Annotated in this window: 12 protein-coding genes; 1 reads left to right on the forward strand and 11 read right to left on the reverse strand. The window is 47.5% G+C overall.

Features of this window, described 5'->3' with window-relative positions; translation table 11 throughout:
• Window positions 1-307: 307 nt before the first annotated feature.
• The 9 genes from BN6628_RS12330 to BN6628_RS12370 form a co-directional block, all read right to left on the reverse strand.
• On the reverse strand, window positions 308-3,565 hold the full coding sequence (locus tag BN6628_RS12330; protein ID WP_068617807.1) for an NHL repeat-containing protein: 3,258 nt from the start codon (window positions 3,563-3,565) through the stop codon (window positions 308-310).
• A gap of 23 nt (window positions 3,566-3,588) precedes the next feature.
• Entirely contained in the window at window positions 3,589-4,596 is a 1,008-nt protein-coding gene (locus BN6628_RS12335; protein WP_068617809.1) for a zinc-dependent alcohol dehydrogenase, read from the reverse strand.
• Between the two features lie 26 nt (window positions 4,597-4,622).
• Window positions 4,623-5,486, reverse strand: a complete 864-nt coding sequence (locus BN6628_RS12340; RefSeq protein WP_068617811.1) for a carbohydrate ABC transporter permease — start codon at window positions 5,484-5,486, stop codon at window positions 4,623-4,625.
• Window positions 5,480-6,457: an ABC transporter permease gene (locus tag BN6628_RS12345; RefSeq protein WP_068617813.1), complete on the reverse strand. Its 978-nt coding sequence runs from the start codon at window positions 6,455-6,457 to the stop codon at window positions 5,480-5,482. The genes BN6628_RS12340 and BN6628_RS12345 overlap by 7 nt, the downstream gene beginning before the upstream one ends.
• Before the next feature lie 88 nt (window positions 6,458-6,545).
• Entirely contained in the window at window positions 6,546-8,135 is a 1,590-nt protein-coding gene (locus BN6628_RS12350; RefSeq protein WP_068617815.1) for an extracellular solute-binding protein, read from the reverse strand.
• A 71-nt stretch (window positions 8,136-8,206) separates the two neighbouring features.
• Window positions 8,207-9,079: a Gfo/Idh/MocA family protein gene (locus BN6628_RS12355; protein ID WP_068617817.1), complete on the reverse strand. Its 873-nt coding sequence runs from the start codon at window positions 9,077-9,079 to the stop codon at window positions 8,207-8,209.
• Complete coding sequence (locus BN6628_RS12360; RefSeq protein WP_068617819.1) at window positions 9,076-10,173, reverse strand: dihydrodipicolinate synthase family protein; 1,098 nt, start codon at window positions 10,171-10,173, stop codon at window positions 9,076-9,078. The genes BN6628_RS12355 and BN6628_RS12360 overlap by 4 nt, the downstream gene beginning before the upstream one ends.
• Complete coding sequence (locus BN6628_RS12365) at window positions 10,173-11,189, reverse strand: NAD-dependent epimerase/dehydratase family protein (RefSeq protein ID WP_068617821.1); 1,017 nt, start codon at window positions 11,187-11,189, stop codon at window positions 10,173-10,175. Before BN6628_RS12365 ends, BN6628_RS12360 begins: the two co-directional genes overlap by 1 nt.
• 175 nt (window positions 11,190-11,364) lie before the next feature.
• Window positions 11,365-12,738: an extracellular solute-binding protein gene (locus tag BN6628_RS12370; RefSeq protein ID WP_068617823.1), complete on the reverse strand. Its 1,374-nt coding sequence runs from the start codon at window positions 12,736-12,738 to the stop codon at window positions 11,365-11,367.
• Between the two features lie 267 nt (window positions 12,739-13,005).
• Between BN6628_RS12370 and BN6628_RS12375 the strand changes: the two genes are divergently transcribed.
• Window positions 13,006-13,422 carry a VOC family protein gene (locus BN6628_RS12375; protein WP_068617825.1) on the forward strand — a complete coding sequence of 139 codons (417 nt, stop codon included), beginning with the start codon at window positions 13,006-13,008 and terminating at the stop codon, window positions 13,420-13,422.
• Window positions 13,423-13,500: 78 nt separating this feature from the next.
• Here the strand turns inward: BN6628_RS12375 and BN6628_RS12380 are convergent, their stop codons facing one another.
• Both BN6628_RS12380 and BN6628_RS12385 read right to left on the reverse strand, forming a co-directional pair.
• On the reverse strand, window positions 13,501-13,926 hold the full coding sequence (locus tag BN6628_RS12380; protein ID WP_068617827.1) for an SRPBCC family protein: 426 nt from the start codon (window positions 13,924-13,926) through the stop codon (window positions 13,501-13,503).
• A 76-nt stretch (window positions 13,927-14,002) separates the two neighbouring features.
• Window positions 14,003-14,959, reverse strand: a complete 957-nt coding sequence (locus BN6628_RS12385) for a sigma-70 family RNA polymerase sigma factor (RefSeq protein ID WP_068617829.1) — start codon at window positions 14,957-14,959, stop codon at window positions 14,003-14,005.
• Between the last annotated feature and the right edge of the window lie 177 nt (window positions 14,960-15,136).

Raw genomic sequence — 15,136 nt, forward strand, 5'->3', positions numbered from 1 at the left:
AGAAACCTCCTAAATATATATACGAATCCATGCAAAAGAGAACTTGTAACCTACTAAACATCACACGTACAATCGAACCAGTTTTAGCAGATTTTCTCTGTTTCCATCATAAGAAAAGAGGGATATAAAAGGAACCCTCTTTTTGAGGCATCATCAGTTTATTAGGAGCGAAAAAAGACGTTGTCATACAATATGACAACGTCTTTTACTAGTGAACAGATTAGCTACCTTCTACCTCAAACCTAAGCACATTGCGCAATTAAGCCTGGTCCCGATCCTGCGAGAATAGCTTTTCATTCAAATCGATTTAAATTTGGGACCCCAACTGTACCAAAAGCTCAGCATGTTCTTGAGCTAATCCCTTACCACTCTCGGCTTGCACTTGATAGATAAATCCGTTTAGTGCTCCTTTTTTTCCTCCCTCATTGCCCGATTCATCGGCTCTTTGTACTTTGAACCATTGTTCCTTCAGTCTCTCAGCCAGCTGTGGATCGTTAGATAGGAACTTGTCAATAAGTCCGGCCATGCCTTTATAGGTAAGAATCACTTCATAAGAAAAAGAGGACTTTGCAGCGTTCCCGGCTATATCACTCGCGGATGCATTAACCAAGTGCACCCCGATACCCGTCAAATACGCGGGGCTATCGGTAAGCACAGCATCACAATCACTTTTGGATACACCTGATAATGCATCCTGAGCAGAGCATTCGATCCGAATTACATCATCCACTTCATAGACGGGTTTTCCTGAAAATTGAATTTTAGGGGCCGTTTTGTCAATCTTGACTTCGGTAGTAGAAGGCACCCCGGACACGCCATAAGCCGATTTTGCCCAATAATTTACTGAGGTTATGCCTTCTGCGCTTACTTTAAACTCTGTGGTACTGCCTGCGGTCTCACGCTGATTTATTCTCTCAGCCCCCGTGGTTTCGTAGAAGAGGGAGGCTGCTCCTTCCGAGTTCAACGTTATGGAAACATCTTCATGGTGCCACCCCTGCTCATTTGCCTGTGGATTAAAGGTAATTTTAGTCAAGGGAGCTGTATTATCCTTAACCGTTACGGAAAAATCATCATAGTAAGCTGTTGAAATATTATAACGGCTGGTTACTGCGATCAGCCTGGCATAAGCCGTTCCTTCCGGTGCCTTACCGCGGAGGGTTACTTTTTGCCATTGATGAAGCCTGGATTCATCCAGATGAGTCTCCAAAGTAGACAAACTCTGCCCTTCCGCATTATAAAATCGAAACATGAATCCAGGCTGGCCTGATTCAATATAAATTTGAGTACTTGCGGTATACTCTTCCCCGGGCGATAATGCGATTGGATCACTTTGCACCGCTACGGAGGCGGTACGGATAAGATCCGTAGTTTTCAGGCTGTAATTACCGGCATACCTCTTGCTGCCGCTCCGCTCAAAATAAGCATCCCCGCTGGTCGCAAACATGGAGGTCCAGCCCGGCAGCTTTCCGCTCTCTTCCGGCTGCTCCAACCCGGCATTGTTTACTGGCAAAGGTAGTCCCGGCGGTTCGGATACAATTTCTCCATCGACCTTGATTCTATAGAGAACTGTATTCGTTGCAGAATCAGTAAAATAAAGATTGCCATCCATCCCAAGATCAAATCTCGATGTATCCGTTAATGTTTTGAAATCCAGCGTTTCCGGATCAATTACCGTCAGCTTATTGTTAAACAGTACATACAAAAGTCCGTCTTCAGACCAGCGCATCGGATGATGATGCCACTGGGTGTAATAAAGCTTTGGATAAATTTTTTTATATTTTACAAGTTTGTACGTGTCCGGATCGATTGCAAAAATATATTCATAGGACGCTCCCCAGATGAGTCCATCCGGCCCGAGAGACAGGTCCCCAATGAAAATAGGATCGACAAGTTCGGGAATATCCAGCGTAAACTCCTTTATTTTTTGTTCTTTCTGAACATCCCATACAAAAATTTTGGCCTGCTGCTCGCTTGGCGTGGAGCCCAGTCCTCCCCTAATGGTCGTTGATCCAAAAACCTTTCCATCAACATAGGCAGTACTAAGCACACTCTGATTCTGCACTACGTTGCGATGGACTTTGGTTTCACCTGTAGCGGTATCATGGACCGTAAGCGATCCTCCTAATGTTCCGTATCCGGAGATGGTCGAAATAAACAGCTTACCGTCACCTTCGGACATATGGACAAGCCGTTCCTGATCGTTCCCGAGTACAGCGAGACGCTGCGGATTCGTGCTCCCCGGTTCTTGATTCAGATCATAAACGTACAAGCCACCTTCCGGGTAGACTCCCATATAAACTTTGTTTCCAATCGGGTATACACTGTCCGCTTGACCGATGCTGAAAGGTTTTGACGTCATCGTCTCTAAGTCAACCAACGAAGATCTGGCTTGTGAACCCGTTGTTATCAGCTGTGTCTTTGATACGCTTTGAAGCCGATTGACAACACCCGGCAATCCCGGGATAATCGGCGGTTTTACAATGACTTTCTTGGTATCGATATTTAACATGGCTACCCCGCCGTCATATCGGACCGTAACGAGTGTTTTTCCTGGAAGCTCGGGATTGTTTTTAAACTCTACCCAATCTGCTCCTCTAAATCCACTCTCATAGGTCATGCCAGTTTCCTCTACCTGATGTGTGACGAGGTCAAAAGTTTTCAGTTTTTTCTCGGACATGTAATACAGCTTCCCATCGACCGAGTCGGTCGCATGAAGCCCGGTTACCTGCTGGAGCTCCACATCAAGCCATGTTCCTGTTGTTGTATCGTAAATGTAACCCTCACCCGGTATACCACTTCCATCTGTATAACGGGCGAACAAATAACGGTTATCGATTGTACTCAAATCGTATACCGTATCGTTTTTTACGGAAAGCGAAGCGGCAATATTCGTTTTTTCGCCTGTAGCCAAATCCACACGCACGATCTGTTCATGAGCCGTACCGGCATAAATATATCCTCCCTGGTAAGCAATGGATCGGACATATTCCTGATCAAGCGCACCAATAACACGGCCGTAATCCCTCACTTGTTTGGTAGCCGGGTCATACTGCCAGATTTTTCCGCCCGGATAAGTCCCAACGTACACTCTCCCCTGTTCATCCGTTGTAATGCTGTTGGAAACAGACTGTCCCTCAAATTGGGCCACTTGAACGGCCTCATGAGTGACAGGCGAATACTCCCATAATCTTGCACCCGATCCTTCAGCCGCGACATATAGCATACCGTTCGGAGCAACGGTATGCGCCCAGGAGCTTTCCGACGGCGCAAGAGAAACGGTCCGAAGCAGTTTGTACTCTTCGAGGTCGATCACATTAAGGAAGCCGGGCTTTCCTTTACTGGTGGCGTACATCACGGGTTTTCCATCCTCGTAACCTACGGTTCCGTTAAAGACAGCTACCGTGTAATTGTTGGGAACAAGCAATTCTTCAGGTTCGCTGAAGTTTTTTTGAGAAAGTTTGGATTCCTCCGCTTGGGCAGGAGCAGGCTGGACGGGAAACATCGCAAATACAAGTAAACAGCTCATGAATATGGTGATCAGGTTGAAAGAAGACTTTTTCATCATGTATTCCCCCCTTCTTCATGTCATTAAAAATACTTGATTAACGTGGCTAGGGCCCCTTGAGCCGAGTCGGACTGGTAATTGCCATAGGCTTCAAACGCTTCTTCCAACGCAAACCTATGCGTGATAGCAGGACTTACCGTAATTCGCTTATCAGCAAGCAACCTGATATACTCATCCATATTTCTTCCTTCCGTCCAGCGTACGAAACCGATGGGATAATCCTGATTGTCCTTCTCGTACTGCATATCGTACCTTCCAGGACCGCCCGCTCTCGAGATCAGGACCTGGGCTTCTTTGCGAAACATCAAATCTCTTGAGAACTTCATGGACAAATCACCGACAATCACGACCTTTCCCCGGTCACGAAGCCACTCAAGCGACTTGTTGATCAGCATTTCTCCAGGTCCGCCAGCACATAAGAGAATGGAATCAAACCCGTATCCCCCCGTTTCGTTCACCACAAAACGTTCCACTTCCTCTTCACTTGAAAAGCCCGCTTGAATTCCCATCTGCTCCTGAAGCAGCTGAACCCTTGCTTCGCTCAGATCGTATGCAGCAGTGTGACATGCACCAGCAGCGGCAATTTGGGCTACAAGATTACCGAGAATACCCAGTCCAACGACAAGCACCTTGTCGCCGAACCTCACGTCGGCTATACGCAGTGCATGTATGGCAATCGCCCCGAGCCCTGTAAATGCGGCCTCCTCAGGTTTGACATGATGAGGCACTTTGGTTACTAGATTGGTCGGCACCGAAATCACCTCTGCATGTCTTACATAGGGCACACCGTAACAAGCCACCCGGTCTCCCGGAAGAATATCTCTGACTTCACTTCCCGTTTTTTCCACAATCCCAACAGCGCTATAGCCAAGGTATACGGGAGATACGCCTGATCTCTTAATCGCACTCATCTCCGTACCGGGACTAATCGCCGAATATTCGGTTCTCACTTGGACATGTCGTTTGTTTAGTTCGGGGATATTTGCTTGCAGTATCGTAACTTTTCCTTCCTTCGCAGCAACGATTTTCATTAGATAGAGCTCCTCCTTATGCCTATTTAGCCTTTTTCCGAACCGAGCATCACCCCTTTGGCGAAATACTTCTGAGCAAACGGATAGATGAGCAGAACGGGAATCATGGAAAGCACGATGGTTGCATTTTTGATGGACTGAGGGGCAATGGCTGAACGATCCACAAGTCCCGCGTCGTTTTCTGCGCTGTAGATTAGCATATCCCGCAGCACGACCTGCAAAGGATATTTATCCGGGTCGTTCAAGTAAATCAGCGGCAGGAAAAAGCTGTTCCAGTGACCCATGAAATAAAAAAGTCCGATGGAAGCAAGCGCAGGCTTGGATAAGGGAATGACAATGTTGAACAGAATCCGGTATTCGGAAGCTCCATCGATCAGGGCCGCTTCGCGGATCTGGGAAGACATGTTTTCGTAAAAGCTTTTTAGGATGATCAGTTCCATGGTCCAGATGGCATTGGGAAGTACGAGTGCCCAAACCGAATTCGTTAACCCCAGCTGCTGCACGACCACATAAGTGGGAATAATGCCGGGATTCAGGAACATGGTTAGAACGATGGCCATCATAAAAAACTTGCGTCCGAAAAATCCTTTTTGGGACAAAGGATACGCGGCAACAGCCGTAAAAAGTAAATTCACAAACGTGCCGAATGCCGTATAAAAAATAGAATTCAGGTAGGCTCTTGGAATCGTGTCATTTTTAAGCACCTCGGCATAAGCCCCAAAGTTCAGACCTTTCGGGAAAAGAAACACCCTACCTTGAACGACTGCTGCTGTATCGCTTAAAGAAACGGCCGTAATGTACACGATGGGATAGAGTGTCGCTACAGCAACAAGGCAGAGTATCAACGTATTCATGACATCAAAAACAGATATTTTGCGCTCTCCTACCATAAGCCGTTTCCTCCCAGCCGTTTGCTGATCGCATTGGCGGACAGCAGCATCACCATGGCCACGAGCGCTTCGAATAGCCCTACTGCGGCCGCATAACTGTAATTCGATTCAAGCAGTCCTTTACGGTATACATACGTTGAAAATACATCGGCAACACCATAGGTCATCGGATTGTAGAGCAGCAGTACTTTCTCATAACCGACGCGAATCATGGAGCCGGTTTTCAATATAAACATGATGAGCATCGTGGGAAACAATCCGGGAAGCGTGATATGGCGGATCATATGGAAACGACTGGCGCCGTCCACCTTGGCGGCTTCATAGAGCGTAGGACTGATTCCCGCAATCGCCGCCAGATAAATGATCGATTCGTATCCAGCGTTCGCCCATATTTCCGAAATGACATAGATCGGACGGAACCAACCCGGATCAACGAGAAAATATTTTTTCTCGAAACCGAACGCAGCCAGCACTTGATTCAAAATACCATGGTTCGGAGAGAGGAAATCGATAATCATGCTGCTGACAATGACCACGGACAAAAATGCCGGTAAATAACTGAAGGTTTGAACGGATTTCTTAAACCATTTGTTTCTGACTTCGTTCAGCAGAAGCGCAAGTATGATTGGAAAAGGAAAGCCAAAAATGAGTGTATAGAGCCCAAGGAGCAGCGTGTTCCGGAACAGCATCCAGAAGTCCTGGTTCGTAAAAAACTTGATGAAATGCTCAAATCCCACCCATTCGCTGCCAAGCACTCCTGTAAACACGCTGTAGTCTTTGAAGGCAATAATCAATCCATAAAGTGGCCCGTAACGAAAGATGATGTAGAATAGGATGCAAGGAAGAAACAGCAGAAGCAGCTGCCTGTCGCGTTTAATATGATTCCACGTTTTTCCAAGCCGGCTTCTAAAGCTCTTCTTTGGCACTTCTTTATGGTAAACTGCCGAATGTTCCGTGCCGATGTCTGCCATAAGATTTTCGCCTCCAATACTTTTTCCCACAAGGAGGGAAACGTTCCATGCCTCGTCCCCTCCAGTTGATACACAGGTTTAAGTCCTTTTATTTGGACTCATTGTATCTTTTTTGCGCTTCATTATAGATCGTCATCAGTTCCTCCACACCGCCTTTGCTGATTTGGCTCTTGAAACTCTCCCACTCGGCATCACCATAGCTGGCGTCAAGAATATACTTCGAGTTAAATTCTTCAGCCGATTTTTGCAGCGATGTCTGCAATTCGGCGATCTTGGAAGTTTCTTCGTCCGTAAAATTAAGTATAGGATCAAGTGGTTCGAAACGAATCTCCTTCACGATTTTATCCTGCGCCTCCTGCTCTTTTTCCGAGAAACGATAGTAGATGCTTCGATGGTCCGGTCTTAGGTAAGCTCCTTCCAGCCACATGGCATAACGATCCTCGAGCACGGTGATATCTACAAGTGGAAGATCCTTTAGTTCCGGGTAAACCGGATATCCGTCCTTGCCCCATTCGAAGTTAACCCCTTCCACCCCGATGGTCATCAGTTCACTTCCGGATGGGCTGGTCAGATAGTCGAGCAGTTTGAGCGAAGCTTCTGTATTTTTGTTCTTGGCTACGGCAACGCTGAAATCCGAAACTTCTGGCAGTGATCTGATATGGCCGGTCGGTCCGACGGGATTGGCATACCTGAGGTTATAGTCTGGATTTTGCTTCTTGATCTGGTTGTAAAAGAGATCAAGGCGTCCAATCCAGTCAAACGTGACAAACGATTTGTCCGTCGTCATCTTGGTCGTCCAGGAATCTTGAGTGTCCGTCAAAAATTCCGGATCAAGCAGTTTTTCGTTGTACAGCTTCTTCATGAAATCAAGCATGTCCTTATGCTCTTTCTGTACTGCAGCGTACTTCCAGGTTCCATCTTTTTCATCATAATAGGCCGGGTACTGATCCGTATTACCGAGCCCCCAGCCGAAGGCCCAATCCCTGAAGATATTGGCCAAGCTTTTGGATGCATAGGGGTAAGAATCGGGATAAGCTTTTTTTACTTTTTTCAAAGCTTCGTAAAACTCGTTTGTGTTCGTCCATTCCTTAATGCCCAGCTTATCAAAGATATCCTTCCTGTACATGAATCCATGATTCACTTTGCGATTCAGATTATATATAGGCCAGGTATATATATTGCCGGCTTCATCGCCGAAGGATTTGATGACCCATTTGTTTTCTTCCATATATAGCTTTTTGAAGTTAGGGAGCTGATCCGCGTATTCATTGATGGCAACTACACCTTTTTGTTTGCCGATTTTTTTGAGTTCGGCCGGTTTTAGTCCTGTAAATATGTCCGGCAGCTTACCGGATGCCACAATGACTTTTAATTTATCCTGGTAGGTTTGTGGGGAATAGGTTTGGAAGTTAACTTTAATACCGGTCCGTTTTTCAAGCTCCTGGACAACCAGTTTGCTCGGACCGAGGTCTTTCGCGTTGCTTGGCAGCATGTACGTGATGGTCGTCGGCTCATTGACAAGAGGCAAAGTCAAGCCGCCTGTATCACCGTACTGTCCGGGCTTCTGGGGCGGCAAGGTGGCAGAAGCGCCTTTGTCCGTACCGCTGCTGCATGCGGCAAGGATCGAGGTTAACAGCGTGGTTGCAAGCAGTATGGAAATCCTCTTTTTCAGCTTCATCAAACATTCCTCCTTCAGATAGGTGGATCTGATTAACTAGAATCAAGGGGTCACCCCGATATAAGGCTTTATCACATTTCCATGAGGACGGTGCGTTTTTGTAGACGGCTTTGCTCTGCACACTCCAAGAACCGGATGACTTCCAGCGTTTCAGAGGGATGCACCGTGCACACGCCGTTTTTGAACAAATTCAGGACCGACTTTAGGAGCTCTTTGTAGCTCGGTTCAAGCGGGACATGCCGGGTAGCTTTTCTGGTGTGCAGGCTTATTCCAAAAGACTCTGGGCCACTTCGGATTCCGCGAATCGTTCCCATTCTCCCATCTTTCCAGGTTCCGGTAATGAGATCGTCGTGATCTGTGGAAAAAGCGGTCACTTCCCTGCACCCGGGACCCATGATTCGAAACAACAGATCTGCCGCATGGATGCCGTACCAGAAATAATGCCCTTGCGTCGTTTCGACGTGCATCGGGCCGTACACGTCCGCACCCAAGATGTCTCCCCTTGTGTTTTCGGGCAGGTCTTCTGCATAACGCAAGCTTGAAGCACTCATTAAAGGGATTTGAAACTCTTCCGCGAGTCTGATGATTTCACTTGCGTCTGCTGTTGACAAAGCAAAAGGCTTATCGATAAATACCGGTTTCTGGTAAGGGCAGATCGCCTTGAACTGATTCAGATGTATTCTTCCGTCGGCACTCAGGATAAGGATGGCATCGGTGCTTCCAGCAACTTGCTGCATCGTGGGCATTAATCTCACTCCGTATTCTTTCGTCATTCGACCGGCAAAAGTGTCAACACGGCTTATACTGAGCGGAAAATCCAGAGATCCGCCCGCATATGCGGCCGTCACGGTCACATCTGAAAAAAGAGCCTCCTGGCTTTCGTGAAGAATACGGGTGAATGTCAGGGCATGCGAGCTGTCAAGCCCGATGATTCCGATATTCATGACTGGGAACTAGAAGCAGGCCTAAGCCATTCATCCAGATGCTGCTTCACAAAATCGTCATCATTCAGGTGAGGATACTGGCAGTATACACGATCGATTTCCTCTTTTTGTCCTTCGGATAAGGTCTCCTGCGGATTCAAGCACCAGATCCCTCTCATGAGACCCTGCCTTCGAAGAACCTCGTGTATCCCTGGTATACAGCCAGCAAACTGATGGGCGGGATCAAAAAAAGCGGCGTTGGCATCTGTAATCTCCACGCTGCGCGTGAGCAAGTCCCGTGACAGCGGCGATCCCTCTTGCTTGCGGAGACGTTTCACTTCTTCCAGCAGCTGGACCGCCTTATGTGTCCAGACTGCGAAGTGACCCAGCAGCCCGCCAACGATGTCTTTCTCAATGATGCCTTCTTCCGTTTCGAACCGAAAGGTTGTGAGTAGATCCATCAGGATGTTGTCATCGTTCCCTGTGTACAGTGCAATGTCATCCCGGCGGCTTGAGCAGCATACCGCTCGGACGACATCAATGGTTTGATACCGGTTAAAAGGGGCTATTTTGATAGCGATGACATTATCGATTTCGGCAAAAGCCTGCCAAAAACCGAAGCTCAACCTACGACCTCCGACGGAAGGTTGAAGATAAAAACCGATGACCGGCATGATTTCGGCTATCCTTTCCGTATGCCGAAGCAGGTCTTTCTCGCTCCATTCGTCAAGTCCGCCCATACTCAGCAGCACCGCATCATATCCGAGGTCTTTACTGATCTGGGCTTCTTCCGTTGCCTGTTCCATATCCCCGCAAACACCCGCCACTTTGATGAAAGGCCGTTGCAAGCGGGCCTGCTCCGTTTCCTCCGCGGCCAAGCGGAGCACCCGTTCATAGAGGTTAACCTTGGGATCCCGAATCTCGAACTGGGTGGAATGTACGCCAACCGCAATTCCGCCGGCTCCTGAAGCGATATAGTAATTTGTCAGGAGCCGTTGATAGACTTCATCCAGCTCTCTTCGTTCATTTAAGGCAAGCGGATGAGCAGGGATGACCAGACCTTCATGGAATGCAGCTGCTTGTTCCGGCGTAAGGGATGCTTGTGTTTTGTGCATTAGAACCTCCCCTTCCTTTCCGAAAAATGGGTTGGTTTGTTCCACGTATGTCCGCCGGATTCAACCCAATCGGCAATGAAATCAATCATTTCCAGCAAGCCTACTCTCGGATAACCGAATTCGCGAAACGCCTTAGCTGCATTGCTGAGCAGAGCCGTTTCGGATTCGCTTCCCTCAAAGGCTGGCGCAGTACTGAACCTTTCAGCAAACTGCTGCGCTGCCCAGCGAACTGACATGGTTTCAGGTCCGGTCACATTCAAAATTTCGGGAGGGCTTTGGCACTTGAGCAGGCTCCTTAAGGCCATCTCATTGGCATCTCCCTGCCATATTACGTTGGCATGCCCCATCGCAAGCGGCACCGGCTTGCCTTCGTGAACTTTTTTGGCAATTTCGAGAAGCACTCCATAACGTAAATCAATGGCATAGTTTAAGCGGTACAACAGCATCGGCGTGCCATTCTTGTAAGAGAAGTATTCAAATATCCGCTCTCTCCCCAGTGTGGATTGTGCATATTCACCGAGAGGTTCAGGGGATACCGATTCATCCACTCCGCCGAGACCAACTGATGAAAACGGATACACGTTGCCAGAAGAAAAAACGACGATACGCGAATCTCTATACTTATTTGCCACTCTTCCGGGCAGGTAAGTATTCATTGCCCATGTATAATACTCTCTACCCGTGGTACCAAACTTGTTGCCTGCCATGTATATGACGTTATCCGCTGCAGGCAGCTGCATTAACTCTTGATCGTCTAAAAGATCGCATGAAATCGTCTTTACACCAGCGCTTTCAAGATCGTTCCTCACCTCCTGATCCTGAAATCGGGATACAGCAGTCACCTTCTTGTTCATCCCTCCCGCCTTGATGGCTTGAGCGGCCAATTTTGCAAGACTTGGACCCATCTTCCCGCCTGCGCCTAATATTAAAAGATCCCCGTCCACTTTATGTAAGTCGTTGATTAGCCGGTCTGATGCCTCCGAAAGCTTTGCTTCCAATTCAGCCACGGTCTTCATCCGAATACAGTCACCTCACTTGTTAAGTTCTATAACTGGATCATATGTGGTATTTATTTTCACTAAGAAATTAACATATGCCAAGTTGTCTGTCAACTGGTTCTTTTGTAGTTCATATAAAAATAAAAAAAAAGCACCTCCTCATGGCAGTGCTTTTTAGACTTCTTTTCGTTTTTTATAGATTGAGACTTTTAGACGGAAGCAACACTTCAGCGAGTCCCTCTTCATCCGTTAAATAAGATATGTACTGCTTCAGGCTTTCTCCGAAACGAATCTGGGTTTGCATGGAAATCGACAGATCGCGATACGTCGCGTATTTCGAACTATAGTCTCGATGAAGCTCCAACCTGGACGGTTTGTTTTTAAGCTCCACTGAAAATGTTTCTGTAATATATCTGCTTGCAGGTAAACTGTATGTGTACTTTCTAATGTAGGTCTGTGCCTCATCTGAAGTGAGATAATTCACAAAGCAGGCTGCCGTTTCCTTTCGGCTCGATTCTGCACTGAGAGCAATGGCTGTAGAGAGAAGGAGTGTCCTATCATTCTTAAAATGTGGCAGTTGAGCGATATCAAAGGAAAAGTTCGCATTCTTCAGTTCATTCAGCATGTAATATGTGGTTAGCATAACGGATACCTTCTGCTCCTTAAACAATTTCTCGGCTTCGAATTCACCTTGTGCCAAAGCAAGCGGAAATATTCCTTCCTCTGTCACAAGATCCCTGAGCCAGCGTAATCCTTCTGAGGGCAAGCGAGTTCCGTTCTGAGCTGGACTGGAATCGATCGAAGATGGATCGTCCTCATTTTGTAACCAGAAAATGGGCCACCGGTTCATGGAAAATAATTGAAAAGCGATGCTGTAGCGATGAGGCGCCTTGAGCTCCCTGAGCAGTGCTGCCAGTTCATCCCAGCTCCAGCTGCTGTTAGGTTCACCAAGTCTTTTCTCCCTCAGGTGCTCCTTGTTGTAACACAAAATAACGGGTGAGTAAACGAAAGGCTGTGCTGTCAGAACACCCGATTCCTTCTCAAAATAAGGTGTAAGAAAAGGGTATATCGTATCGTCTCGATCCTGGTCGACAAACAAATCAAGGTAGTTTTTCTCTTGGAATTGGTACATATCCTGCAAGTTGATAGTTAACGCATCGATAATCCCTAGTTTGATAAGATTGGCGATATTGTCTGAATTCATATAAGGAAGCTCAATCGTTTCCACATGAATATGTGGGTGTTTCTCGTGGAATCGCTTAATTAGTTCCTCCATCCCCGCTTCTTTATACAATGACGGATATACGCCAAAATAAATGGTTTCCTTGGAAGCAGGCTTGGTTACCTGCGTGCCTACCCTGGGGATTTTAATGATCAATCCCTCTTGTACAAGCTCATCCAGAACGTATCTCACGGAGTTTTTGCTTAGTTTGTATTGTTCTGTTAGTGCCAGCTCGGAAGGAAGAAATTCTCCCGGACTGTAAGCTCCGGAGTTAATTTTTTGCTTCAGATCGGCAGACATATGTCTGGTTCTGTTCTGAAAAGTATGACGATCTATTTTCGCCATTGGCCGTTCCACCTATCCTCTTCATCTTTTTATGTTCTAACTATAGTTCATTGTACTTCCTGATTATTATACCAGATATGAACCAGTTTCACACGCTAAGAGTAAATTAATTCACCTAAAATACATACTGGAATTTTTCACGCTTTCCAGTCTTTTTCAAAATTTATGCCTCCGAATCCATGAAACCGATGAATTCCCGGATCGGCTGTCGTCTATATAAACGAAGGCATAATGAACACAAACTAATTTGACGAAGAGGTGTTTAAGATGGCATTAACGTCCGTATTCACAAGCTTCAACCTGCCTGTAAAAAACGTAGAACAATCGAAAGCGTTCTTTACTGGACTCGGATTCGAGCTCAACCCGCAATTCCCCGAGAACGAAAATTCGGTAGCCATTGTGATTGGCGACAACCTGCAGGTCATGCTGATCAATCATGCATTCTTTAATACGCTTACGGAGAGGGAGTCCGTCGATACGAGCAAGTATGCTCAGATGACGATCGCATTGGCCTTCGAGAGCCGGGAAAAGGTCAATGAAATCGTGAATACTGCGCTCTCCTTGGGTGGGAAATTACACGCTGAACCTGAAGATCATGGGTTCATGTATCATTGGGGCTTCGTGGACCTGGACGGCCATCTGTGGGCTATTAACTGCATGAACATGGATGTGGCACAAGGTTAAGGCTAACGGAGAGCAAGGTTGTACTAGGGTTCAAAAAGAAAGACGCCGGGCATCTTCCCGGCGTCTTCTTTGCGATGATTAATTTTGTTCGGTATAGGCTTTGAAATTGTCCATGATCGCTTGCCAGCCTGCTTGCTGGAACTCGACGGGATTTGAGCTTTCCGCGTCGAACGTTTCGATGACCTTCGTCTCGCTGCCTTGATCAACGAAAGCAATATCCACTCTTCTTCCGTCATCCATGGTGTAGCCGATCGCCTCATGCTGCTTCACGGCATCGTAGACTCCGCCAAAATCAAAGCCCATGCTGCCATCCTTCGCTTCCATCCGTGTCAGAAACTTGCCGCCGACTTGCAGATCGTTTTCGGCTCTCGGCGCATGCCAGTCCTCGGACGCTTGATTCCACTTCGTGATGTGTTCCGGCTCGGTCCAATAGCGCCATACCTTCTCGATCGGGGCTTGAATTACGGCTTGCACGGTTACTTTCGTCGGTTGATTCGTTTCCATTTTGAATAGACACCTCTCTCATGCTTTTCGTTGTTTTGTTATTCTCAATGATATAGACGTAAGCCAATGACGAAATTCATCGGTCGAGTCGCTCAGGCAGACCAAATCGCGAAAATAATTGCGTATTAATGAAGTTTTGAACGTGCAGGATTTGATTTTTTTTGGTTTCGATGACATGGATGCCCCAGGGCACCAGGCTGGAGCCGTCTTTATCCGGCATATACTGGGCCAATGCTGGATAACCGCCATTCACCGTAATGGACACAAATCGCGAACCTTCGCAATGCCAGCGAGTAAGCGAAAAGAAAGCGGACAAATCGTCCTTGCCGCGGACCCACATCTCGAAGGGCGGCATCGACATACAGCCTTCTTCGTGGAATAACGCGACGAGCGCTGCGATATCGAATTGCTCGAAGGCTTCCACATACCGGGACAGCAGCCCCTGCTCCGGTTGAACGTCCATGCTGCTGAGCTCATCCGAGCGAAGCTGCGCCCGGTCCATCGTCTCTCGGGCTCGTTGCAAGGCGCTGTTCACAGCTGCCGGCGACATCGCCAACGCTTCAGCGATCTGCTTGGAGGACCATTCGAATACGTCCTTCAAAATGAGTACCGCGCGCTGCCGCGGAGGCAAGGTCTGCAGAAGAGCGATGAAGCACAGTTGAAGGGTATCTCTGCGGACGAGCCGATCCTCCGGATTGCCCCCAAAGTCAGGGGACGGCCAGATCCAGGCAGAGTCCGGCAATGTGTTGCGCGGCTCGACGATGGCGGCGGCCGGGTCGAACAGGTCGACGGGAAGCGCGCGGCGCTTGGATTGTCTCAGCTTGTCCAGGCACAGGTTGGAGGCAATCCGATAGACCCAAGTTTTGAACGAGGAATCCTGTCTGAACGTGCTCCAGCTCTGCCAGACCCGAATACTCGTCTCCTGAACGGCATCGTCCGCATCGTCCATGGAGCCTAGCATTCGGTAACAGAACGAGGTTAAGCCCGGCTTCAAGCTTGCAAATATTGTTTCGTCAAATACGGTCTCGTGCATCGCGTCCTCCCTTAACGATCTCCCCGAAGGGTTGTACCTTCATTATATGCAATGAAGCGAACAGCCTCAATCCGAATAAATATTTCTCCTCTTCCGTAGATTCGTATTTAATGGAAGAGCTCACTACCTGTGAGCTTAATTAAATTGCATGGAAAGATGGTAAGATGTACGCCTAAT

The organism is Paenibacillus tuaregi (assembly GCF_900086655.1).
GTDB classification, from domain to species: domain Bacteria; phylum Bacillota; class Bacilli; order Paenibacillales; family Paenibacillaceae; genus Fontibacillus; species Fontibacillus tuaregi.